At 38.1% G+C, this 23,452-nt stretch carries 18 protein-coding genes and 1 pseudogene; 5 read left to right on the forward strand and 14 right to left on the reverse strand.

The window, feature by feature from the left end; all coding sequences use genetic code 11:
• Positions 1 to 58 precede the first annotated feature (58 nt).
• From IPH52_10545 to IPH52_10570, 6 genes are all read right to left on the reverse strand, one after another.
• Positions 59 to 1,183 carry an alpha/beta fold hydrolase gene (locus tag IPH52_10545; protein ID MBK7055475.1) on the reverse strand — a complete coding sequence of 375 codons (1,125 nt, stop codon included), beginning with the start codon at positions 1,181 to 1,183 and terminating at the stop codon, positions 59 to 61.
• Complete coding sequence (locus IPH52_10550) at positions 1,183 to 1,953, reverse strand: serine/threonine-protein phosphatase (GenBank protein MBK7055476.1); 771 nt, start codon at positions 1,951 to 1,953, stop codon at positions 1,183 to 1,185. Before IPH52_10550 ends, IPH52_10545 begins: the two co-directional genes overlap by 1 nt.
• A gap of 286 nt (positions 1,954 to 2,239) precedes the next feature.
• Positions 2,240 to 2,644 (reverse strand): energy transducer TonB, encoded by a 405-nt coding sequence (locus tag IPH52_10555; GenBank protein MBK7055477.1) that lies wholly within the window; start codon positions 2,642 to 2,644, stop codon positions 2,240 to 2,242.
• Positions 2,645 to 2,716: 72 nt separating this feature from the next.
• Positions 2,717 to 3,892: an acyl-CoA dehydrogenase family protein gene (locus IPH52_10560; GenBank protein ID MBK7055478.1), complete on the reverse strand. Its 1,176-nt coding sequence runs from the start codon at positions 3,890 to 3,892 to the stop codon at positions 2,717 to 2,719.
• 42 nt (positions 3,893 to 3,934) lie between these two features.
• Positions 3,935 to 4,678: an SDR family oxidoreductase gene (locus IPH52_10565; protein MBK7055479.1), complete on the reverse strand. Its 744-nt coding sequence runs from the start codon at positions 4,676 to 4,678 to the stop codon at positions 3,935 to 3,937.
• An 8-nt stretch (positions 4,679 to 4,686) separates the two neighbouring features.
• Positions 4,687 to 5,847 carry an acyl-CoA dehydrogenase family protein gene (locus IPH52_10570; GenBank protein ID MBK7055480.1) on the reverse strand — a complete coding sequence of 387 codons (1,161 nt, stop codon included), beginning with the start codon at positions 5,845 to 5,847 and terminating at the stop codon, positions 4,687 to 4,689.
• A gap of 257 nt (positions 5,848 to 6,104) precedes the next feature.
• On the opposite strand from IPH52_10570, the gene IPH52_10575 reads away from it, so the two are divergent.
• Both IPH52_10575 and IPH52_10580 read left to right on the forward strand, forming a co-directional pair.
• Complete coding sequence (locus IPH52_10575; protein MBK7055481.1) at positions 6,105 to 7,076, forward strand: c-type cytochrome; 972 nt, start codon at positions 6,105 to 6,107, stop codon at positions 7,074 to 7,076.
• 455 nt (positions 7,077 to 7,531) lie between these two features.
• Positions 7,532 to 7,768 carry a hypothetical protein gene (locus tag IPH52_10580; GenBank protein ID MBK7055482.1) on the forward strand — a complete coding sequence of 79 codons (237 nt, stop codon included), beginning with the start codon at positions 7,532 to 7,534 and terminating at the stop codon, positions 7,766 to 7,768.
• A 248-nt stretch (positions 7,769 to 8,016) separates the two neighbouring features.
• On the opposite strand, the gene fliM is transcribed toward IPH52_10580, so the two are convergent.
• The 5 genes from fliM to argH all read right to left on the reverse strand — a co-directional run bounded on the left by fliM (position 8,017) and on the right by argH (position 13,109).
• Positions 8,017 to 9,042, reverse strand: coding sequence for a flagellar motor switch protein FliM (fliM, locus tag IPH52_10585; GenBank protein MBK7055483.1), 1,026 nt, complete (start codon positions 9,040 to 9,042; stop codon positions 8,017 to 8,019).
• Positions 9,039 to 10,016: a hypothetical protein gene (locus IPH52_10590; GenBank protein ID MBK7055484.1), complete on the reverse strand. Its 978-nt coding sequence runs from the start codon at positions 10,014 to 10,016 to the stop codon at positions 9,039 to 9,041. Before IPH52_10590 ends, fliM begins: the two co-directional genes overlap by 4 nt.
• A gap of 52 nt (positions 10,017 to 10,068) precedes the next feature.
• On the reverse strand, positions 10,069 to 10,689 hold the full coding sequence (locus IPH52_10595; protein MBK7055485.1) for a hypothetical protein: 621 nt from the start codon (positions 10,687 to 10,689) through the stop codon (positions 10,069 to 10,071).
• Positions 10,686 to 11,564 carry a peptidylprolyl isomerase gene (locus tag IPH52_10600; GenBank protein ID MBK7055486.1) on the reverse strand — a complete coding sequence of 293 codons (879 nt, stop codon included), beginning with the start codon at positions 11,562 to 11,564 and terminating at the stop codon, positions 10,686 to 10,688. The genes IPH52_10595 and IPH52_10600 overlap by 4 nt, the downstream gene beginning before the upstream one ends.
• Positions 11,565 to 11,747: 183 nt before the next feature.
• A complete protein-coding gene (gene argH / locus IPH52_10605; GenBank protein MBK7055487.1) occupies positions 11,748 to 13,109 on the reverse strand; it encodes an argininosuccinate lyase in 1,362 nt (453 codons plus the stop codon).
• A gap of 316 nt (positions 13,110 to 13,425) precedes the next feature.
• On the opposite strand from argH, the gene IPH52_10610 reads away from it, so the two are divergent.
• Positions 13,426 to 13,746, forward strand: a complete 321-nt coding sequence (locus IPH52_10610; GenBank protein MBK7055488.1) for a hypothetical protein — start codon at positions 13,426 to 13,428, stop codon at positions 13,744 to 13,746.
• A gap of 360 nt (positions 13,747 to 14,106) precedes the next feature.
• Here IPH52_10610 and IPH52_10615 read toward each other — a convergent pair whose 3' ends face one another.
• On the reverse strand, positions 14,107 to 14,451 hold the full coding sequence (locus tag IPH52_10615) for an alkylphosphonate utilization protein (GenBank protein ID MBK7055489.1): 345 nt from the start codon (positions 14,449 to 14,451) through the stop codon (positions 14,107 to 14,109).
• Between the two features lie 123 nt (positions 14,452 to 14,574).
• On the opposite strand from IPH52_10615, the pseudogene pepN reads away from it, so the two are divergent.
• Both pepN and IPH52_10625 read left to right on the forward strand, forming a co-directional pair.
• Positions 14,575 to 17,185 (forward strand): annotated as a pseudogene (gene pepN, locus IPH52_10620) (aminopeptidase N).
• 2 nt (positions 17,186 to 17,187) lie between these two features.
• Positions 17,188 to 18,888: a cation:proton antiporter gene (locus IPH52_10625; GenBank protein MBK7055490.1), complete on the forward strand. Its 1,701-nt coding sequence runs from the start codon at positions 17,188 to 17,190 to the stop codon at positions 18,886 to 18,888.
• Here the strand turns inward: IPH52_10625 and IPH52_10630 are convergent.
• Positions 18,869 to 22,057, reverse strand: a complete 3,189-nt coding sequence (locus IPH52_10630) for a PAS domain-containing protein (protein ID MBK7055491.1) — start codon at positions 22,055 to 22,057, stop codon at positions 18,869 to 18,871. The two genes, IPH52_10625 and IPH52_10630, sit on opposite strands and share 20 nt — an antisense overlap.
• Positions 22,044 to 23,444, reverse strand: a complete 1,401-nt coding sequence (locus tag IPH52_10635) for a HAMP domain-containing histidine kinase (GenBank protein MBK7055492.1) — start codon at positions 23,442 to 23,444, stop codon at positions 22,044 to 22,046. Before IPH52_10635 ends, IPH52_10630 begins: the two co-directional genes overlap by 14 nt.
• Positions 23,445 to 23,452 lie beyond the last annotated feature (8 nt).

The raw sequence follows: 23,452 nt of genomic DNA on the forward strand, positions 1-23,452 counted from the left end.
TAATTGATTATAAAACTAAACGCGGATGATTTGAAAAAGTTATCCGCGTTTCTTATTTTTACCTACGCTTAATATAAAATTCCGACTCTTTCGATTTCAAAAGCTTATTTCCAGTTAAAAGAGACCACGAAAATAATGCTTCCTTCATTCCAGATTCTTTAGTCTTTAATTTCAGAATATTTCCAGAATTCATATTTCCAATTTTCTTTTTTAATTGAATCAAAATTTCGCCAGCGCTCAGATTTCCCGTATCCCATTCAACATGAAAATAAATATCCGAGTTCTTCATGAAGTCCCGGAGAAACTTTTCGATTATTTGATTCACATGAAAAGGCTTTTCTCGGTGAACCCAGTGATTTGCCTGAAGAGTATGAATATCAGCATTCACACAAATATCTTTTGTTCCCTCATAAATCATGGGGGCAAGAGCAGTATCCTGTTCAGGAATAATTACTGTTATTGGCAATTGAATTTTTTCTTGTGGTAGTTCGGGGACGTTGCCCCCCCAGTTCTTTAGGATAGCGCGATAGAGATTGATATTGCCAAGAGTGCTCTGCAATATTTTTTCTCGGTCAAAACGAAACATTGCATCTGAATCAGGAACACTGGCAGCAAGTAGTAGTCTTTTCCATATCGGCTCACCTGCGGTTGACCAAATTAATTCAGGAAGAATTGGAATTTGAAAGAAAAGAATATACCAAGACTTTGAGATTTGGTCCAATGACTTTTGTATTTCGGAAAAATTTCCACTGAATAGCTTACCGAATACATTGTTTAAAAAAAGTCTAGGATGTGGACAGCTAATAGAAGTGTAAGTGAAGACTCTCTTCGAATTATTGGGTTCAGAGATATAACACCAAGAGATTACGGCACCCCAATCATGACCAACTAAGTGGACTTTTCCATTAGATCCAACTAAGAATTCGATAACATTGTCTAAGTCCGACAGTAAGGTTTGTATATTAAAATCAGCAGGAACATGCTCTTGAAATGGATTCTTGATTCCTCTTAGATCGAAAGCAGCTACTCTGTATTTGTCCTTGAAATATTCAAATTGTTTTTCCCAACTAGAAGAAGTGTCGGGGTATCCGTGCAAAAAAAGAATCGTTTCTTTTCCATCGATCTGATCTGCTGCTAGGACATGCAGTTTAACATTTTCTGAATCAATATAATAAGATTTCATTATTTGTTTTGAACCTCGGCGAGAATAATGGTTATATTGTCATGACCACCGCTATCCTTTGCAGCAAAAATAAGGTTATCTACTATGACTTCTAAGCTTTTACTGCTCTCTAGAAGAAGTTGAATTTCCATATCACTAATCATTGCGTTGAGTCCATCACTGCATATTAGTAGTTTATCACCTGGTTCAAGACTTTGTATATAATCAACAGGGATAATTGGCTCAATAGAGCCTACAGCCTGCGTAACTGCATTTCTTTGCGGATGAATCATTGCTTGCTCGGGAGTGATAATTCCGATTCGGACAAGCTCAGATACGAAATTTTGATCTTCTGTAACTTGGATAAGAGTTTTGTTTCGATAGAGATAAAGCCTTGTGTCACCAATTTGTGAAATAAAAAGCTGATCCCCTTTGACAATTGCAGCGGTTGCAACTGTGCCCATACCCATAAGTCCTGGATTTAGCTTAATCATCCGATGGCATTGATCATGAGCAACCAAAAGACATTCACGAACTACATCTTCTGGTTTAGTTGTTTTATGATCCCGTATGTATTTAGCGGATTCGGTTACCATGATGAGTGATGCAGTCTCACCCGCTACAGCGCCACCCATTCCGTCGGCTACGAGTAGCATTATGCCATCACTAGTTGATGCAGGATTTTTAATATCTCCTTCATCACCGTTGCCAATGTTCATAATTAGAAAATTATCTTCATTGTTTTCCCGAATGATACCTATATCCGTCTTCCCGAAAGCCCTGATGTTCATATATATAAGTTATAATTGATTCTATTTCATTTGAGACAACATTTTTATGGTTTTAATTGTAAATAAATGCAGATTTGTGAAAAAAGCCACTGAGCCACTGAGAATCAGAGAGTGCGGTAAGACTAGCATAGAGTTGTTGAAAAATTAGAAGAACGGTTGTCATGGTGAGGCTCTCGAATCCATGACTTTATTGATTAAAGTCGCCCTTCGACACATTCGCCAGTCTCCTTATGCTCCCCCTCCCTGTCTCTGAGTCTCTGTGGCAAAATAGTAGGCTTATGATGAATCAGTCTAGGCTAAATTCAACGGGTAAGATAACGAAGGAATCTACTTGTTTGCCATTTACCTCACCGGGGCGAAATCTTGCTTTGCGGATAATTTGAAGGGCTGCTTCATCAAACCCGTATCCTTCACTTTTTTTAAGAATGGAAGTGCAAACTAGTTTTCCATTTTTATTGATAAATATTTGAACGGTAGTTTGTCCTTTTTGAATTCCTTTTTCTTTTGCCGCCTTGGGAAAGAAATCTTTTAAGCTAAAATCAATTTTTAAAATCGGCTTCTTAGTTAGTTTCTCACTTTCTAGATAGCCTTTCGAAATGTATTTCTCGCATTTGTCTTTTTCCTTTTCTTCTTTCCCTGCATAACTGTTAATATTTAGTAAGAACAGCATTAGTATAAAAAGTATCTTCATATAAAACGTCCATTATATCTTATTCTCGTATCCGTAGAGACGTAGCGCGCTACGTCTCTACGGATATTGTTTTTAAAATTCATGTTTTCCGTTCATCAAATTGCGGGCAATCACCATTTTGTGAACTTCACTCGGACCATCTGCTAGTCTTGCTGCACGGGCATCTCGATAGAATAATTCTAGCTTAGAGTCCCGACTATAACCTAGAGAACCACAAATTTGAATTGCGCGATCTACGCACTTACAAAGAATTTCGCTTACATGCCACTTCGCCATCGAAATAATTTGCCTTGTGTCACCGCCCTTTTGCAAAGTATCAGCGGCTTTGAGTGTTAGTAAAAAACCAGATTCAATTTCTAAAGCAGATTCGGCAAACATCCATTGAATTCCTTCATGCTCGGAAAGCTTTGAACCAAACACTTCTCTTTGCTTTGCGAATTCTCTTGCAATTTCCATAGAGCGTCTTGCTAATCCTATCCAGCGCATACAATGTGTTAGCCTTGCAGGACCAAGTCTCTCCTGTGTCCATTTGAATCCTTCTCCTACTCGACCGAGTATCATTGACTGAGGAACTTCTACGTTTTCAAAGTTTAATTCGCAGTGTCCTCCCTGTCCGTGTGAGCCCATAGTTGCAACTTCTCTAACCATCGTATAACCCGGAGCATCCGTTGGAACTAAGAATAGAGTAGAGCAGCGAAAGCTTCCACTTACTTTTGACATTACAATTAGGAACTTAGCACCATTAGCCCCTGTGCAAAACCATTTACGACCATTTAATATATACTTATCTCCAACCTTTTCAGCATTGGTTAAAAGAGACTGTGGGTCTGCTCCTGCTCCCGGTGCAGGTTCAGTCATCGCAAATCCAGAGCGAATGTCTCCTTTTATTAGCGGGTAGTAAAACTTTTCTTTTTGCTCTTCATTTGCGGCAATATGAAGTAAATGCATATTACCCTCATCCGGTGCATCGCAATTAAACACAAACGGCGCAATAGGAGATCGACCCAATTCACTGAATATGATTGCAGTTCCAACTGAATCTAATCCCAGTCCTCCTTCTGATTTAGGGAGATGGGGAGTCCAAAGTCCTGCTGCCTTAACTTTTTTACGGAGGCCTTGAGCTATCTCTTCTGGTAGACGACCGATTGTATAATCATAATCATTTTCGCAGGGCATTACAACTGTCTCTACGAATTCCCGCGTCTTGAGTCTTAAATCTTCTACTTCTTTTGTTACTGTAAAATCCATATTATCCTCACTTGTTCTATGTCATGTTTTCATTCTGTGCGGCTAAACAATATTAGTCATTCCGCCGTCTACTACGATCGTCTGTGCATTTATATAAGAAGATGCATCGCTGGCAAGAAAGATGGCTGTTCCGAGAAGCTCTTCTGGCTTGCCCATTCGTCCCATTGGAATGCGAGATTTGATTCCTTCCATGAGGGCTTCTTTTGATTTCATATTTCCAACCATATCAGTGTCAATGAAACCGGGGCAAATAGCGTTTAGCCGAAATCCACTTCGAATCCATTCAGCAGCACAGGCGAGAGTAAGCTGAATTACAGCACCCTTTGTGCCAGAATAAACAGAGGCAAGGGTAAATCCCCGCAGGCCTAAGACTGATGCGATGTTGATAATGTTTCCACCGATTTGTTTGTGTGATTTATAATAAGCCTGACTCGCACGAAAGACTGCTTTGAAGTTAATGTCGATTAGATCACTCATTTCTTTTTCACTTAAATGGGATCCCGGTTTATTAAGAGAAATTCCTGCATTATTAATCAATACATCTAGCTTGCCGTGCTTGGTTTTTATTTCACTGATGATGTCTTTGATTTTGTCTTCTTCTAGTAGGTTATTGACTCTACCTTCAATCTTTGCATCTTTCATCCAAGCGATCGTTTCTTGTTTTGTGCCTGTGCCATATACAATTGCTCCTGCATCGCGAAAGCCTAAAGCAAGAGATTTTCCAATTCCTCGACTAGCTCCTGTGATTAAGATTGTTTTGCCTGTAACATCAAATAGATTTTTCATAGTCCCTCTTATTTCTTTGTAGCGTTTTCTTTGATTAGTCCGGCAGCGATTTCGTTCTTTTGAATTTCTCTTGTGCCTTCATAGATTTGTAGAATCTTTGCATCACGGAAGTATTTCTCTACCGGATACTCTTTTGTATACCCATATCCACCATAAATCTGAACCGCTTCTGTTGCGACAAACATGGCAGTATCCGCAGCATAACATTTTGACATTGCAGAGAATTTAGCCATATCTTTATGATCCATTTCACAGAGTAGGGCAGCTTTATAAGTCATTAGTCTACTTGCCTCAATTCGCATTGCCATATCTGCAAGCAAATGTTGAATAGCCTGAAAACTTCCAATTTTTACACCAAACTGTTCTCGCTCCCTAGAATATTGAATGGCACAGTCAAATGCTCCCTGTGCTAAGCCGACAGCCGAAACTGCCACAGCAGGACGAGAGAGGTTAAGAGTTCTTAGCCCCGTTAAGAATCCAGTGTTCTCTTTGAGTCCAATCAAATTTTCTTCTGGAATTTCGCAGTCTTCAAAGATAAGTTGTCTAGTTTCTGAGCAGCGGATACCTAGTTTGTCCTCTTTCTTGCCGAATGAAAATCCGGGAGTTCCTTTTTCGACGATGAAGCAAGATATGCCTCTCGTTCCTCGCTCTCGGTTTGTAATTGCGAATACTGTGTATATGTCGGCTTGACCTGCTCCACTGATCCATTGCTTGGTTCCGTTTAATATGTATTTTGCGCCTTTCTTGACAGCGGTGGTAGACATGTTAGGAACATCTGATCCTGCACCTGGTTCAGTCAATCCGAAGGCAGCAATTTTATCTCCTGTAACAAGGGGAGCGAGCCATTTGTCTTTTTGTTCTTTGGTTCCACCAATTTGAATAGGCAATGCTCCGAGTTTAGTTGTGGCAAATGACACGTTAATCCCAAGACAGCCATAAGAGATTTCTTCGATGAGAATCATTTGAGCCATAACTCCAAGACCGAGTCCACCGGCATCTTCTTCGAACATTGCCGGGTAAAGTCCTGCTTCTTTAAACTTGTCTAAAACTTTTCGTGGGTATTCATTGTGTTCATCGTAATATGCTCTTACCGGAATGACTTCTTTTTTTACTACGTCTCTTACGAGTTCTCTAAGTTGTAATTGTTCTTCTGTTAGGTTAAGTAAAATGCCTGTTGTTTCTGTCATGATTTTCCTCTTTCCTAATTTGAATGACAGAATTGAAATTGAGTCAAGTATATATTGATTAAAAAAGTATTTTTATTCAGTATATATATACTACTAGGTATGGAAAAAAAATGGTGAGGGAAATACAGATATGTCGCGTATCGTCCTGGCTGAGAATAATAAATTACTTACTGTATTAAAAAAAGATTTTCAAAAAAAACTCATCTTCTCAATGTATACCAAAAAATAAAAGAGGGACAATGAATAAAATTATAAAAATAGCGTTATTAGTCATAGTCAGTATACCATTATTGATAGTCGGTGGTATTGTAATCTTTCTACCGAACGTTAAACTTCAAAAAGAATTATTTGTGGAAGTAACACCAGAGAGAATTGCTCGTGGGTCTTATTTAGCAAACCATGTAACAGTTTGCGTGGATTGTCATTCCACCAGAGATTGGACAAAGTATTCAGGTCCGATAACACCGGGGACAGAAGGAAAAGGAGGAGAGGTCTTCGACCAAAAGTTTGGTTTTCCGGGAGCGTTTTATGCGGCTAATATCACACAATACAATTTAAAGACCTGGTCGGATGCAGAACTATTTCGTGCGATTACAAGTGGAGTAGGTCGCGATAATCACCCGTTCTTTCCAGTGATGCCATTTAAGAATTATGGAAGATTAGACAAAGAAGACATTTTATCCATCATAGCCTATGTAAAAACTATGCCACCAATTGAAAGTAAAATTCCTGCGGGTAAGCCTGATTTTCCGATGGGAATCATCATGAAGACTTTTCCTGTAGAGGCAAATCTAACAAAGAAACCAGATTCATCTAATACTGTAGCCTATGGCAAATACTTAGTAACCGCTGCTGCTTGTTTTGATTGTCATACTGATGTAGATGATAAAGCAAATCCACTTCCTGGAATGGACTATGCAGGAGGTAGAACTTTTCCTATGCCGTTTGGAATTTTGAAATCTACGAATATTACTTTTGATGAGACAACAGGAATCGGAAAATGGACAAAGGAAGAATTTGTTCGCAGATTCAAATCCAATGACCCCAATGTTAAACCACCTGCTTCAGTAAAAGCAAATGAGTTTAATACTATTATGCCGTGGACTATGTATGCAGGCATGACAGAAGAAGATATTGGCGCTATCTATGAATTCTTGAAAACTGTGAAGCCGGTTGTTAATCAAGTTGTGCGGTTTAGTGCAAATAAGTAGTTGGGGATTTTGGGGATTACCATGCGAAGGCGCCGGTCGCGAATACTTGGAGCGAAGGGTGGAATGGACACTGATGGACACAGATAAAAAAACGATGGGGAGGATTTGGGATTAAGGTAATTTGTGTTTGTTGGATAAAGTCTGTTATCCCCTTATGAGTGAGAGGTTTGTAAGGTTGAGAATAAATTTCTAGCCTTATCTTTTTTTAGGTGTAAGGGGTGTTTAGTTAATGAAATCTATTTGATTTTAATACAACGGACGTGAGCACCAATAATGACCATTCCTTTTACGTTTGTCTATCCCCAAGATTGGGGAGATTTAGCAAAAAAAGAGGGTTTTTATGTCAAATCTACCCAATATTAGGGAGATTTCCACTAACGTATCTCTTTTGCGGCGTTAGCTTTTCGTTGTATTAAATTGCTTGTCAAATGAAAAATAAACTATATTATTGTGTTATGAATTCTCTTCTTACACAGGCAGTTAAAAAGTTAGGAGTTCTTTCTGAAATAGAGCAGGAAATCATTGCTGAGCGAATTTTGTTGGAGTTACAATATCTGCGCACAATGAAAGCGAAATCTAGTTCTGATACACGCAGAAAAAAAAGTCCAAGTAATGATTTAAAGATAATTAATAAAAAAGCATCTCAATTAAATAAAGAAGCAATAGATGTATTATACACTGTGACGAGTTAGTTAGTATTTTAAAAGCAAAATTGACAAACTACATTGGCTCAATATCAAAATTAAAATTGCAAGAATTAAATGAAGCATTAATAAATGCTTTAGAAATTGAATAATACATATTACCTGAAAAGCACTGGAATCAAGATTAAATTCCCTTCGTGTTCTTCGCGCTCTTCGTGGTTAAAAATCTAAACCCATCGGTGGTAAACTCTTCTTATCCCCACCTCCGTGTCTCAGTGCCTCTGTGGCAAATCTTCCTAGTATTCCTGCTCTGACCTAGTAGACCCTAATAACTCATCCGGAATCTCTTCGATGATTTCCCCAATCTGAACAGCGAGACGATTGCCAACACGACCGGGGATGCATTTGAATTTATTGCGTTCTCCTACTTTGATAATCATGTCTGCTTTGGTAGGAGTATTTTCTAGTTTGATTACATCACCCATTTGTAGGTTCATGAGTTCCATCATAGAGATGTCAACGGATCCTACTTCTGTGATTAACGGGATAGTAACCCCATCGAGACGTTCTTGGATGACGGATTTGTTTTCGTCTGTTTCCCCACGGCGAATAGAGGAATACCAATATTGTGCGGAGAGTTTGTTGATGATAGGTTCAATTGTGATGTAAGGAATACAAAGGTTTGTCATACCTTCTACGTCACCGACTTTTGTTTCGAGGGTAATTAATACCACCATGTCGTTTGGAGGAACTACCTGCGCAAACTGTGGATTAGTCTCAATGTTACCAAGACGAGGACGTAAGTCAATTACAGTAGACCATGCTTCTCGTAAGTTACCTAGGATACGAACTATAATCCCCTCCATTACTGACATCTCTATATCGGAGAGTTCTCGGTTGATCTTAGCAGATTCTCCTTTTCCACCGAAGAGACGGTCGATGATGGTGAATGAAATAGAAGGATCCATTTCTAAGATAGCAGATCCTTTTAGTGGATCCATGTTGATTACGGCAAGAGTAGTAGGGTTAGGAATAGAACGAATGAATTCTTCGTAAGTCAACTGATCCACCGATGCAACGTGCACACCGACTAACGCACGAAGCTGAGCGGATAATCCGGTAGTAGCCAGACGAGCGAAAGTCTCGTGCATCATTTGGAGAGTTCTAATCTGGTCTTTTGAAAATTTATCAGGACGTTTAAAATCGTAGATCTTTACTTTTTTTTGTTCACCAACGGCTGAGTATTCTTCTTCGTTTACTTCGCCACTGGAAATTGCATTTAATAGTGCGTCTATCTCATCTTGTGAAAGTATCTCTGTCATTTTTTTACCTTTACTACAACACCGGAAATTTTCCAGAATCCTTTCATGGTGTCATCTGTTTTTTTAAGAGTGTATTGATATTCAAACTTGGAAGGAATACGGTTTAGTTCTCTTTCTACGTGCACGTATACTCTAGCCATAGAAGGATTGATTTCTTCTGAGGAAGTAATTTTATAATAAGTCAAATTTCCAGAACGTCTTTCTGTTAGATATTTTTTAAATTCATCCACCACGATATCTTTGTAACCTGTGTCAGTTGAAGTATACTCGTTAGCAAATTTAGTATAGCCAAGGATAAATTCTGGAAAGTAAATGTATTTGAAGTAATGGTTCCAGTTCTTTTTTAATTCAGCACCTAAAAATAAATAGACAGTCTCTTCCGGTGCGAGTCCATCAGATGCTAACTCACTATCATGGTGACGTTTATTAATGCGCTCTTCTTTTTTCTTTTCGATTTGGAAGATGGTTTGGTTTTCGCTCTTCGCAAACGTGTTCTTATCCTCTGTAAAGTTTGGATAAAAATAACCGGTCACATAGTATTTCTTGCCGGGAGTAAATTCATAGTAGTCATCTAGGTTAAAACGCTTTGTAAAAGATTCATTTTTATGAACGATGATTTCTTTGACTCTATCACCAACTAAGTTATTCACCTTAATCTTGGAGCTTTTTAGAATTTCAGCCTTTAGATTTTCCCTTGCTTGCAATACATCATCGTTTTCGTCCGTGATTACAAATTGATAGGTCTCCAGGTTTTCAGTCGTGGGAAAAATACGAATGACTTCGTTTCCATAATTCTTGATTGTAAAGTCAAGGTATATTGGTTCTTTTTGTTTGTAGCTCATGGAGGTCAGTTTTAAATTGACTCTTCCTTGAAGACCAAAGAAATTTTCCGTAAAATTTCCACGCACATCCATATCTGGATAAGATAAGATTGGCAATAGGCATAGAAAAAATGTTAGGGCTAGCTTTAGCATACAGTTTAAGAATCGGCTAAATTTTCTGAATCTAACTAAAAAATCCATCCATCTAAGCTTTTTTTACAGCATCTTCGATAATATAGTTCGAAATCTTGATCAGTCTTTTCAAAATGCCCTTATTTTTTTTGTAATTGAAGTAAACATCCAAAAGCGAAATCAAATGAGGCTGAATTTGCTGAAAAGAGCGGGGGGAAATCTTATAGTGTAGAATTTCCCGGTCGATATTGTGTTTAATATTCAGCTCCGTCATATGCCGGTTTAGTTCCTTGATTGCCGAGTCTCCCGCTTTGTCGTGCGCTTCGTAGAAGGATTCAATCTTTAAAATGAAATCAGTCAGAGTCTTTTTAATTTTAGCCTCATCCTCGGTTGGTCTTCCTTTCGCGGTGAGTTTATTAATTGTCTCATATCTTTCCATCGACTCTTCGTAGAGTTTGTTGATTTCGGATCTTTCACTTAGAATAAAAATAATGAAAGTGATAATCTTCATGAATGATTCTGGAAAAATTCTATTTTTATCTAGCTCAACTAGAATTGCATCCTTATGAGTTAAGTCTTCTGGAATTTTGGAAACCTTATCGAGGACAGCACTGACTGAATCGTTCTGGCTAAGGGAAGCGATATGCGTCATAGCCTCGATATAAGCTTCTTCCTTATTTTGCATTTCGCTCATTTTGTAACACCTTCTCTTCTGTCTACAATCACAACCTTATTGATAATGGTTTTTGCATTTCCATCTTTTACAATTTGTGCAAATATTGTATCACTCGCAGGAAGCAGTTGACCGAATACTGTGTGTAAGCCGTCAAGATGAGGAGTGTTTACTTCATTGATGAAGAATTGAGAGCCGTTTGTATTTGGACCTGCATTTGCCATTGCGAGCGCGCCTTTGATGGCTTTCTTACTTGTGATGACTTCATTGTATTTGTAACCGTTACGGGCTAATACCTCTAAGACGCTCATTTCACTTGCCTGTTTTAAATTTTCTTCTGCTTCTGTGATTCTGCTTTCTAAATCTTGTTGGCTTTTAATTCCCATTCCTACTAAGACTGCTTTTTGTAGAAGTCTTCCGTAGCTCGGAGCGTCTTTTACTTTTACTTTGTCTAGACCTAAAGAGACTGCATTGATTTCATCGTCAAAGGAATATCCCGGTCCACCTGTTCCATCTCCATTCGGACAACCACCTTGCACCATGAAGCCGGCAATTACTCGATGAAAAGTAAGTCCGTTGTAAAAAGGTTTTTTTACTTTCTCGCCTTGCTTTAGAAATTCTTTTTCCCCTTGGGCTAGATCAATAAAATTTTGAACGGTTAACGGTGCGTTGTCGTGATAGAGTTCTAAGAGTAGATTTCCTTTGTTCGTGTCAATGATGGCGAATATCGCTTTTTTGTCTGGAAGGGCAACAGTCGTGTCCTCTTTCTTATGAACGACTACTTCCACTTTGGTATAGTCCGCTGGTTTGTAAGTTGGTTTTTGGAAAGACTTGTCTTTGCAAAAAAGGATTTGTGTGGATAAGGAAAATAAAACTATTAATTTAAAAAAATTCATTCTGACCTCAAAATTTTAATTCGTAAGCATTAATGATGACATGACCTTTATTTACTGTCACCTCGAATGGCCTAACCACGGGTGCGGCCTGCCCAACTCTCACCCCCCCACCTGGTAAACTGCCAACCCCCCCGCCTGGCGGGGCCCCAAACCGCCCGGAAGGCTTCGACTCACGCTAATTACTTATTTTTCAGCCTGTAAACTTTGGCGTAAGTGTGCAAGCGAATTTTCTGCCTTTTTGATCTGCTCTTTTTGCCTGTTTGAGGCAGTTCCGCCGTAGACATTCTTTTTTTCCGTGGATTTGACAAGGGAAATTGCTTCAAAATAGCTATCTCCTACGAAATGCTCGCTGATAGAGGCTCTGTCCGATTCATCGATGTCTGCTAGAGTTCTATTTCTTTGGACACAAAGAGAGACAAGTTTACCTACATGCTCATGTGCTTCGCGGAATGGAATTTTTTTGTCATTCACTAAATAGTCTGCCAGGTCTGTCGCTGTCGCAAAACCACGATTTAACGAAGCTTGCATTTTTTCAGGGAAAAATTTCATTTCGCGGATCATCTCTGTTATCCCCTCGATAGAAATTTTTACCTGGTCAACAGAATCAAAAAGAGAAATCTTATCTTCTTGTAAATCCCGATTGTAGGCGAGCGGAAGACCTTTGAGTAAAATCAACATATGATTCAAGTTAGCAATCACTCTTGCAGACTTTCCACGGATTAGCTCTGCTATATCTGGATTTTTTTTCTGTGGCATAATCGAAGAGCCTGTTGTGAGAGAATCAGGAAGAGAAATAAATCCAAACTCGACGGAAGAGTAGATGATAATTTCTTCACAGAGTCTAGAAGCATGGACGAGTATAAGAGAAGCTGCAAATAAAAAGTTTAGAATATGATCTCTTTGCGAAACTGCATCGATTGAATTCTCACTCATAGCGGGTAATTCTAATTCACCGCGCATAAGCTCTCTATCCGTATTGTAATTTACGCCGGCAAGAGCACCCGAGCCTAAAACCAGAAAATCATTTACTTCTAATGTATGCTGTAATTGTTTAAAGTCTCTTTCAAACGCCCAGAAGTAGGCGAGTAGGTAATGAGAGGTTCGGATTGGTTGTGCTACTTGTAAATGAGTGTAACCCGGCATCACTAGTTCCTGATTGTCTTTGGCTTTATTCAGGATAACGTCAAGTAGGTGCAAAAGAGAGACCAGGATTTCTTCTGTTTCGTCTCGGATAAAAAGTCTAACGTCTTGCGCGACCTGGTCGTTTCTAGAGCGACCTGTGTGTAATTTCTTTCCCGCCTGCCCAATTAAATGCGTTAGGCGGTATTCGATATGCATATGAATATCTTCTAGCTCTGTTGTATAATGGAATTGTCCGAGTTCAATTTCTGTTTTGATTTGCATGAGTCCTGTGACAATGCTATCAAATTCTTCTCTGGTAAGAATGCCTATTTTTAATAAATTCTTTGCGTGTGCAATGCTTCCCACGATGTCTTGTTTATACAACCGTTTGTCAAAACTAACCGATTCGCCAATTCTTTCCATGATAGAAGCGGCTTTTGTCTCAAATCTCCGCCCCAGAGTTTTTGTGATTTTTCTTCTTGCATAGTATTACTGTAAAATTAAAAATTGATTAGGTGTCAAGTGAAGAGTAATACGGTCACCTCGAACTGCCAAAACCGTCATTTCGAACCGAGCACATCAGTTTGTGCGAAGTGTGAGAAATCTATTTTGCAAACATACTATTAGGTTTATCTTATACTTTATTTGCTAGATAGACCTCTCACAAATCTTCCGCCCAGTGCTCGCGCATATTTCGTCTTGGCGCGTTCGAGGTGACAGTATAATAAAGGAGAAAATTATGACTCAAGTTTTTGGTTTATTAATTGCGGCGGTATTTGTTATCTTTTTATCTTTCATTCTATCTACGGGGATAATTAGTCTTATCTGCTATTCGTATTTTTATTTTAAATACAAATCGTGGAAGTATTTTAAAAGATGTTATCTATTTACTCTGCTCGGTGGTTGCGTTGGTGTCCTCATTACATTTGTGCTTATTCCAAAAACTGCTGACTCGCAGATTCTTCCTTATTCTATAATTTTTGCTTCTATGATTGCAGGTGGAGTTAGTGGAATTGTGGGGAAAAAGATTACCACCGAGGACACCGATGAACACCGATAAAAAAAATTCCTGCTAAGAAAAAGCCAACAGTCATAACTAAGAAGCCTGCCAATTCAAAAAAAAATAAAACAAAAAGATTGGTGGACAATCTATCAAAACGCAAAAGAAGATAATTGGAAAGGTGCTTGAAATTCAAATGGTAGGATAGGCATCCCTGCCGTCCGTTAACAGGAAAGTGTGTTTATCTTGCGTTAGCCACTTCCAGCCCTTTTATCTAAAATACTATCAAGTCCACTATCAAAGATAATCTCAAACATACTCCAAAAAATTTAGGAGTATGTTTAATATTAAGGTTGATAGTATCTTTAATAGTAATATTGAGCTATAGACTACTTAGGGATGATTGCTATTAGCCGTAAATCAGGGGGTTACTTTTTTTACGAATTCGGATTTTAGTTGTAAGCCGCCGATGCCGTCTATCTTGCAGTCGATATTATGATCTCCTTCAATTAGACGGATGTTTTTTATTTTTGTGCCGGATTTTAATGTAGAAGAAGAGCCTTTTAATTTTAAGTCTTTGATGATTGTGATACTGTCACCGTTTACTAGTAGATTGCCGTAAGCATCTCGCACTCCTTCGTCTTCGATTGCCATTTCTGATTGTTCCGCTTTTGCCCATTCATGAAAACATTCAGGACAATTGAGCATATCTCCATCTTCATAGGTTAGGTTTGATTTGCATTTGGGGCAATGAGGTAGATTCATTTTGTTACTTCTCCGATTTGATTTTTTGATTTCAATACAACTTGACTTGGAAACTTGTTTTACTTACTTGTATCGGTATCGGATAAGAAATACAATTTTTTCTTTTTTGATTACGAGGATTCTATGACTACGAATACGAACCAACCAACGCGAATTTTTCTAAAAGACTATAAAGCTCCTTCTTTTAAAGTGCAGAGTATCGATTTATTTTTTAGCTTACACGAAAAGGAAACACAGGTCAAAGCAAAGCTATCAATTGAAAAATTAGAAGAGACTTCCCTCGTTCTAAATGGAGAAGGATTAAAGCTCTTAAGTATTCGCATCGACGGCAAAGAACTGTCAGCCGCAGAATACTTTGTAACAGAAGATTCTTTGACAGTTCGATCCGTTCCCGATTATTTTACTCTCGAAACAATTGTAGAAATTAACCCAGAAGAAAACAAATCCTGTGAAGGACTTTACTTATCCAATGGAATCTTTGCGACTCAGTGTGAGGCAGAAGGATTTCGAAATATTACGTATTTCTTAGATAGACCTGATGTGATGACTAGTTATATTGTAAGCATCGAAGCAGATAAGAAGAAGTATCCGGTATTACTTTCTAACGGAGATTTGATTTCTAAAAAGCAGATTGGAAATGGTAGACATATAGCTGTCTGGAGAGATCCATTTAAAAAACCAAGCTATCTATTTGCGTTAGTTGCCGGAGACTTAGGCGTAGTCGAAGGATCTTTTACAACAAAGTCAGGCAAGGAAGTAAAGCTAGAAGTTTTCGCTTCGCATGGAAAACAGGATAGATGCTTTCATGCTCTTTTGTCCTTACAAAAAGCGATGAAGTGGGATGAGGAAAGATTTGGTCTTGAGTATGATTTGAATCAATATATGATTGTCTCGATTGATGATTTTAATATGGGAGCAATGGAAAATAAAGGACTCAATATTTTTAATTCCCGTTTGGTATTAGCCGATCCGGAGTCAGCCACAGACAATGACTTTATGCGAATTGAGTCAGTTGTCGCTCATGAATACTTTCACAACTGGACAGGAAATCGAGTGACCTGTCGAAACTGGTTTGAGCTTTCTCTGAAAGAGGGGCTAACAGTGTTTAGAGACCAAGAGTTTTCTTCTGATCTGCATTCTAGAGCAGTAGAGAGAATTAAAAATGTAGACGCACTTAGAGCAAGACAGTTTGCCGAAGACGCAAGGACCTAACGCTCATCCCGTAAGACCGGAGAGTTGTCTTGCTGTGGATAATTTCTATACTGCTACCATTTATGAAAAGGGAGCAGAGGTCATTCGAATGATGTATACTATGGTTGGAGTAAATGGTTTTAGAAAAGGAATGGACAATTACTTCAAAGAATACGATGGCAAGGCTGTTACTATTCTAGATTTTGCAAAGTCGATTGCAGAGCCGAATAACATTGATTTTACGCAGTTTAAATTATGGTATAGCCAATCCGGAACCCCCGAAGTCAATGTCACGGAAAACTACGATGCGGATAAGAAAGAGTATTCGCTTACTCTAAAGCAATTTTGTAAGCCCACAGAAAAAGAACCGAGTAAAGAAGCGTTTCATATTCCTTTACTCATCGGGTTACTCGATACGACGGGAAATGATTATAAACTGAATTCAAAAGATATAGCGTATAATTCAGACGGCAAAGCTCTCATCTCTTTAAAAAAAGAAGAAGAGACTTATCTATTTACCGAAATTAGCGATAAACCCGTATTATCCTTAAACCGTGAATTTTCCTCTCCTATCAAGCTTCATTGGAATGCAACACAGGCTGAGCTTTTGCATATCATTAAATTTGATAAAGATTCCTTTAATCGCCGCGAAGCTTGTTTTAAAATGATCTTACAAGAACTGCGAAGTTTAATTGCAGACTATCACAGCAAAAAAGAACTTAGACCCAATTCAGAAATCATTGAGGCAATCGGCTATATACTGCTAGATAAAAAAATAGATGCACAGTTTAAATCTCTTATGCTCCAAATACCGGGAGATGATTTTATTGCACAGGAAGAAGATATTCTAGATGCAAAAGCATTTCAAGCGGCTAATCATAGTATTACGATTGCATTTGTTCAGAAGTATGAAGATGCTATTCTAGATTTATACCATGCTCATCATAAATTGGACTCCATTGGGGATCGTGCGTTAAAGAATCATTTGCTCTTTTACTTAGTAGAAGCAAGTCATCCTAGCTCTATATCTATTGCATTCGAGCAATTTAGCGCAGCCAAGAGCATGACTGATAAAATAAATGCGTTAGTTGCCTTATGTTATACAGACAGTGAAGAAAGACAAAAAGCATTGCATGAATTCCTAAATCGTTGGAAGGAAGACGCGGTTGTATTTAACAAATGGCTACAAGTCCAGGCATCTTCTCGCATAACCAAGACCTTTGAGATCGTAAAAAAAATTACTACAACGCCACCATTTAATCCTGAAAATCCGAATAATATTTATTCTCTTCACTCTGTAATTGGAAAGAATCATTTTGTGATGCAACGGGAAAAAGAAAAAACCTATGCATGGCTTTGTGATGAAATTATTCGAATAGATAAAATCAATCCGCAAGTAGCCGCAAGACTCTGTAGTTGTTTTAATTTCGTAAATAAATTTCCTGACGAAATTAAAGAAATTGCACAAAAGGAAATCGGGCGTGTTCTTGCTATGCCTAATCTTTCCAAAAATTCGCGTGAATTACTAGAAGGTTGTATTTAGAGATGCCTCATAATCTAAGTCTGATTACAACAGTTGCAGTAAGCCTTGTCTTTGCTTTAATCCTCGGCTTCGTTGCCGCAAAATTAAAATTACCTGCTCTCGTTGGCTACTTAGTGGCAGGAATCATCGCAGGTCCCGCAACTCCCGGTTTTGTCGCAGACATGGCATTGTCAGGTCAGTTGGCAGAAATTGGAGTCATGCTTTTAATGTTTGGAGTGGGACTTCATTTTTCACTAGAGGATTTACTGGCTGTTAGACGCATCGCGATCTTAGGAGCTATTCTTCGAATCATTCTAGCCACAATTCTAGCAATTCTAATCACTGGCACCTGGGGATGGAGTTTTGGAGAAGGATTAGTGTTTGGGATTGCAATCTCGGTAGCAAGCACGGTTGTCCTTTTAAAAGCTTTAGAGAGTAGAGGACTGCTTGAATCTGTAAATGGAAGAATCGCAGTGGGTTGGGTGGTAGTAGAAGACTTAGTCACAGTGCTTGTGCTAGTTTTACTTCCACCGCTTTCTGGTTGGTTGAATGGAAGTTCTTTCGCGGCTAATTCTGATATGTCGGTATGGACTACTCTTGGAATTACACTCGGTAAGGTGACCATTTTCATTTTGCTTATGCTCGTTATTGGTAAACGGCTATTTCCCTGGCTTCTCTGGCAAGTTGCAAAAACTGGATCTAGAGAATTATTTACATTATGCGTAATTGCTGCTGCTGTAGGAATCGCGTATGGATCTGCAATACTCTTTGGAGTATCATTTGCTCTAGGAGCTTTCTTTGCGGGACTTGTATTGCAGGAATCTGATTTGAGTTATCGTGCGGCAAATGAGTCCTTACCTCTTAGAGATGCGTTTTCTGTATTGTTCTTTGTTTCTGTTGGAATGTTATTCGAACCAAAGATTCTTTTGGAAGAGCCTTTAAGAGTTTTGATTGTAGTTGTCTTAATTGTATTCGCAAAGTCAATCGTTGTCTTTTTTCTAGTCTTGCGATTTGGTTATCCATTAAATACTGCTTTGACTGTATCCGCAGGACTTGCTCAGATTGGAGAATTTTCTTTTATACTCGCAAGTCTAGGTGTGTCTTTGAAATTACTTTCTATTGAAGGACAAAATCTAATCCTAGCCGGATCCCTAATCTCGATTACTCTCAACTCAATTATTTTTAAAACAATAGAGCCGATTCAAGTATGGATTCGAACTAGATCCAAATTTGTTAGATTTTTCGAGCAAAATGATGACCCTCTAGCAGAACTACCGATGACCTTTGACTCCGAGCATTTAACAGGACATGTTGTATTGGTTGGATATGGTAGAGTTGGAAAGAGAATCGGGCAAGCACTCGTGCAAGCAAAAGTTAAATACGTTATAGCCGAACAAAATAGAGAAATTGTTGAAAGTTTAAGAGAAAGCGGTTACGCGGCAGTATGCGGCGATGCCTCCGAGCCTGCCGTTCTAATACAGGCTCATATTGCACGCGCTCATACTCTTGTAGTAGCTACACCCGATACTTTTTTAGTAAGGCAGATGATCGAGATTGCTCGCACTCTAAACCCGAATATAGAGACAGTCGTGAGAACTCATAGCGATGAAGAAACGGAACTCTTACAAAAAGAAAGAGTGGGTAAAATCTTTATGGGTGAACACGAATTAGCCACAAGTATGTCCGAATTTATTATTTCCAAAATTAAAGGTGAAACTCGATAGTAATTTTTGTTCCCTTATTTCTTATAATTGCAATCTTTCCACTCAGATGTTTAGAAAGCATTTTAACAAGCTTCAATCCAAAGCCTGTGGAGCTGTCAAAATCAATTGATTCCGCTATTCCGTTGCCATTATCCTCTACACTAACAAACACAGTTTGATCCACAACAAGCATTTCTATCTTAATGAAACCTTCCTGTCTATCTTTAAATGCATATTTGATTGTATTGGTTAATAGCTCGTTTACAATAAGACCGAGCGATTGCAAACGATTTACATCCAATTCAAAATCCATTATATTCCTTTCTGTCTTTATCCAGCTTGCAATTTGAGAATTGCCAAGAATTTGATCTACTAAAGTAGTAAGATATTTTTTAGCAGAAATTTTATCTAGATTCTTGGATTGGTTTAATTGGTCATATAATACCATCATGCTCTGCACTCTATTAGCTGCATCTCGCAGGGCAGTCGCGACTATCGCCTCACTTGCGTTAGTAGATTGAAGTGATAGAAGAGAAAAAACACTAGCCATATGATTTTTAATTCTATGATGCACTTCTCTTAATAGCACTTCATTATTTTCTAGAAGTTCTTTTACTTTTTGTTCTGCAATCCTTCGCTCTGTAATTTCTGAGAACGTGATAACGGCTCCTTCGATTACATTTTCTAGAGTTCTATAAGGTTGGATACGCATTGTATACCACTTATCGTCTTGTATTTGCACTTCTACTTGTTTTTGAATCAATGAATCCAGGACTTCTTGTAAATCGTCAACGAGAGTAGTATAGCCAATTAGGTTTGAAACTACATGTGCTACCGGTCTTCCTACATCTGTTGGGATTAGGTTTATAATTTTTATTGCAGTAGGGGTAAATCGTAGTATCCGCAATGACAAATCTAAGAAAATAGTAGCGATCCCAGTTCCTGCCAGCAGATTATTCATATCGTTGTTTACTCTTGATAAATCTGTAACTTTGGTTTGTAATTCCGTATTGATTGTAGCAAGCTCTTCATTGACAGATTGCAATTCTTCTTTGGAAGTTTCCAATTCTTCGTTTGTAGATTGTAATTCTTCATTGACAGATTGCATTTCTTCGTTAAAAGATTTCAGATCATCATTTGATGTTTCTAATTCTTCGTTTAGATTCTGTAGAAATTCTTCTTTTGTTTTTAGTTCTTGTTTTAGTTGGGTTATATACTCATTTACATCCGAAGAAGAATCGTCAGCGAATTTATATGGTTTTTCTTTTTGCTCAGGGGTTGCCTCTTCTTCAAGAACTACAAGAAAAAGGGGAGTGCTAGAGCCTTCGGAAAATTCCGATAATACGGGTCGAATGGTAATGCTTATATTCTTTGGGCTACCTTCTATATTGATAAATATGCCACTGCGATGAACGATAGTTGTTTCATTTGCGGCTTTACTAAGTGCAATCATTAAATCTTGTTTTAGACCTTCTTTTGCCAATTTAATAATATTGCTTGTCCCAAACTCACCTGCGGGTAATTCTAAATAGACTCCTGCTCTTCCATATAGGTATAGTATGTCGCCTGTTGCATTTATGAGAGCTCCATTGGGAGCAATCTGTTGTAGTAAGGCTTTTTCTGTTAATTCTTTGAAGGGTAGTTTTGTTTGCGTAACTAGTTTTTCTGGATGGCTGGAAACATTGACTGCGGGTAGCCCTGGCATTGAGTGGAATTTTCCAAACATAGTTTGAGATATATTTCTAAAGACTTCTTTTCTTTGGTAGACTTTTGCTTTTCTATCTTCTACAGAAAATAAATCACCAAAATCCCCAATCGTTTCTGAATTGCCTAGAAAAAGAATCCCCTCTGGATTCAAAGCATAGTGAAATAATGGAATTATCCGCTTCTGTAAATTTCCATTCATATAGATCATTAAATTTCGACAGCTTATTAAATCAATTTTAGAGAAGGGGGGATCTTTGATAATATTCTGCTCGGAAAATACAACCATATCCCGTATACTCTTACTGATTCGGTAGGCGGCTTTTGAATCATCGAAAGTAAAATATTGAGCGAGTCTCTCCGGTGTAACATCGAGAGTAATATTGGAAGAATAAGTGCCAGTGCGGGCAATAGTGATTGCTCTCGAATCAATGTCAGTGGCAAAGATTTGCAATTTAAAATTCTGTTTTGCCCGATCTAGATATTCTTGCAATAAAATTGCGAGAGAATAAGGCTCTTCTCCTGTAGAACAACCGGTAGACCAGATACGAATGACTGCCCCTGCTTGCTTATTGGCAAAGATTTTGGGAATGATTTGATTTTCAAGAATTTGAAATATTTCTGTATCTCGAAAGAAACTAGTAACTCCAATGAGTAAGTCGTGGTATAGCATCTGAACTTCAACTGGAGTCTTTTGTAGATACTTGAAATAGTTTTCCATTGAATCAATATGATGAACGGCAATTCTTCTTTCTATGCGGCGGTTAATCGTGGTTGGTTTATACTCAGAAAAATCATGACTTGTTTGAACCTTTAAAAGAGCAAATATTTTATCAAATAGTTCTTTTGTGTCTGCTGATGAAATCATTTTAGGAAGTTTACCAAATGAATGCTCTACATATTGTATTAGTTCAGCAGGCATTGATTTTGCAGGGGATATGAAGTCTATTAAGCCAGTAGCAATCGCACTGCGGGGCATACCGTCGTATTCCGTTGTCTCTGGATTTTGTGCCATTGCCATACCACCTTCCCCTTTGATGGCTCTGACGCCTATCGTTCCATCGTTGCCATTTCCTGAAAGAACAATACAAATTGCTTTTTCTTTTTGATCTAGAGCAAGAGAACGAAAAAAGAAATCAATCGGGAGACGTTGACCACGGGGGGAGGAGGGCTCTTTTAAGAAAAGCGATCCATTTAGAAATGTCATATCTCGATTGGGAGGAATGATGTAAGCACAATTAGGTTTTACTTTTATTCCATCTTCTACTTCTAGAACTTGCATTCGCGTATAACGTTGAATGAGTTCTGTTAGAATACTTTTGTGATCCGGTGCGAGATGTTGCACTATTATAAAAGCCATATTTGGATTAACTATAGGCGGCATACCTGAGAAGAATGCTTCGAAAGCAGCGAGTCCTCCAGCAGATGCACCGATACCTACAATTGGAAAATCTACTGTGCTGAGTTTACTTTCACTGTTCTTCATTTGCTTGCCCTTCTAATTCGAGTGGCAAAGTAAATGTAACCACAGTGCCAATACCAAGTTTACTTTTCACCCAAATACTACCACCTTGTTTTTCTACAAACTCTTTGCATAGTATAAGCCCTAGGCCTGTGCCGGATTCGTTTTCCGTTCCAAGCTCAGTAAACTTAGAATCCAATCTAAAAATCTTATCAAAATTAACAGTTTCAATTCCAATACCTGAGTCGGCGACGGAGACTTCTAAAAATTTTCCGTTTACCTCAGTGGATAATATTATTTTCCCTCCGAAGAATGTATATTTAATTGCATTGGTCAATAGATTTCGTAGAATCGTGGTCACTAGAGCCTCATCTGCATAAACTAAGTCTTTTCCCATTAAACCATTTTCGATTGTGATATTTTTCTTAAATGCGCTTACCGTTATGAGAGGAAGCGTAGCTTCAATGATTCGATTCATATATCTACTCGTCGGGTTGAAGCCTATATCGCCTGTCTGAGATTTTGACCATTGCATTAGGTTTTCCAATACGGTGAATGCAGATTTTGAAGAGGCATGAATAATTTCTACATACTTTAATAGTTGTGAGGATAATTCATTGTTTACGCTAGAAAGTTTTCCTTCTAATAATTCTGAGATTGTGATGATTCCTAGAAACGGATTACGCAGATCATCCGCAATGATACTAAAGAATTTATCTTTTGCTTGATTCACTTTTTCCAATTCATCAGTATAGCTCTTAATTCTTTCTTCTGCGTTCTTTTGCTCTGTTATATCGATTGCTGTGATTAGAAAATTTTTCTCAACGAAAGAGTAAATTCCTTCTATATGAACTTGCTTTCCGGGAATACCATCTTCTATTAATTGAACTTCGCAAATTTCTTTATGTCCTGATTCAGTCACTCTTTGAAAAAAAGAATTGAATATTTGTCTTGTTTGTTCAGAAATGAATAGTTTAAAATTCGCTTTTAGTAATGCGCTATGAGCTTTCGATAAAAGCTCTGCACCACTGATATTTAATTCTGAAATCGTTCCATCTTTTTCAAGGGTATAATACCCCATTGGCGCAAAATCATACCTTGCCGTATACTTACGAGTAGCCGCTTCTAGTTTTTCATTTGCTTGTATCAGTTCTTCATTTTGCATTGCCAATTCTATTTGATGTATTTCTATTTCGTGTATAAACTTATTTTCTTCTGTTTCATTTAGAAAGGAAGCTTCTAAGGAATGCTTTTTATTAAACTCAATTACCGCTCTTTGTCTAAGAGTTAGATTGGTTGTAGTGTTCGGTGTTTCTGGAATCATTGTATTTATCTCCACTTTGTCATATAACAATTCGTATTCGCCAGTGTATATTGGATAAATGAAATTAACCGGTGATTTATGTTTCAAAAAAAATG

Source organism: Leptospiraceae bacterium, from assembly GCA_016708435.1.
In the GTDB taxonomy this organism is placed as follows: domain Bacteria; phylum Spirochaetota; class Leptospiria; order Leptospirales; family Leptospiraceae; genus UBA2033.

Coding starts and splice junctions, on each gene's coding strand:
- IPH52_10600 (MBK7055486.1), bottom strand. CDS start 11,564: ATGAATTTTTTTAAATTAATAGTTTTATTTTCCTTATCCACACAAATC.
- fliM (MBK7055483.1), bottom strand. CDS start 9,042: ATGACAGAGATACTTTCACAAGATGAGATAGACGCACTATTAAATGCA.
- argH (MBK7055487.1), bottom strand. CDS start 13,109: ATGGAAAGAATTGGCGAATCGGTTAGTTTTGACAAACGGTTGTATAAA.
- IPH52_10580 (MBK7055482.1), top strand. CDS start 7,532: ATGAATTCTCTTCTTACACAGGCAGTTAAAAAGTTAGGAGTTCTTTCT.
- IPH52_10625 (MBK7055490.1), top strand. CDS start 17,188: ATGCCTCATAATCTAAGTCTGATTACAACAGTTGCAGTAAGCCTTGTC.
- IPH52_10595 (MBK7055485.1), bottom strand. CDS start 10,689: ATGAGCGAAATGCAAAATAAGGAAGAAGCTTATATCGAGGCTATGACG.
- IPH52_10545 (MBK7055475.1), bottom strand. CDS start 1,183: ATGAAATCTTATTATATTGATTCAGAAAATGTTAAACTGCATGTCCTA.
- IPH52_10560 (MBK7055478.1), bottom strand. CDS start 3,892: ATGGATTTTACAGTAACAAAAGAAGTAGAAGATTTAAGACTCAAGACG.
- IPH52_10615 (MBK7055489.1), bottom strand. CDS start 14,451: ATGAATCTACCTCATTGCCCCAAATGCAAATCAAACCTAACCTATGAA.
- IPH52_10555 (MBK7055477.1), bottom strand. CDS start 2,644: ATGAAGATACTTTTTATACTAATGCTGTTCTTACTAAATATTAACAGT.
- IPH52_10630 (MBK7055491.1), bottom strand. CDS start 22,057: ATGAAGAACAGTGAAAGTAAACTCAGCACAGTAGATTTTCCAATTGTA.
- IPH52_10590 (MBK7055484.1), bottom strand. CDS start 10,016: ATGCTAAAGCTAGCCCTAACATTTTTTCTATGCCTATTGCCAATCTTA.
- IPH52_10565 (MBK7055479.1), bottom strand. CDS start 4,678: ATGAAAAATCTATTTGATGTTACAGGCAAAACAATCTTAATCACAGGA.
- IPH52_10550 (MBK7055476.1), bottom strand. CDS start 1,953: ATGAACATCAGGGCTTTCGGGAAGACGGATATAGGTATCATTCGGGAA.
- IPH52_10610 (MBK7055488.1), top strand. CDS start 13,426: ATGACTCAAGTTTTTGGTTTATTAATTGCGGCGGTATTTGTTATCTTT.
- IPH52_10575 (MBK7055481.1), top strand. CDS start 6,105: ATGAATAAAATTATAAAAATAGCGTTATTAGTCATAGTCAGTATACCA.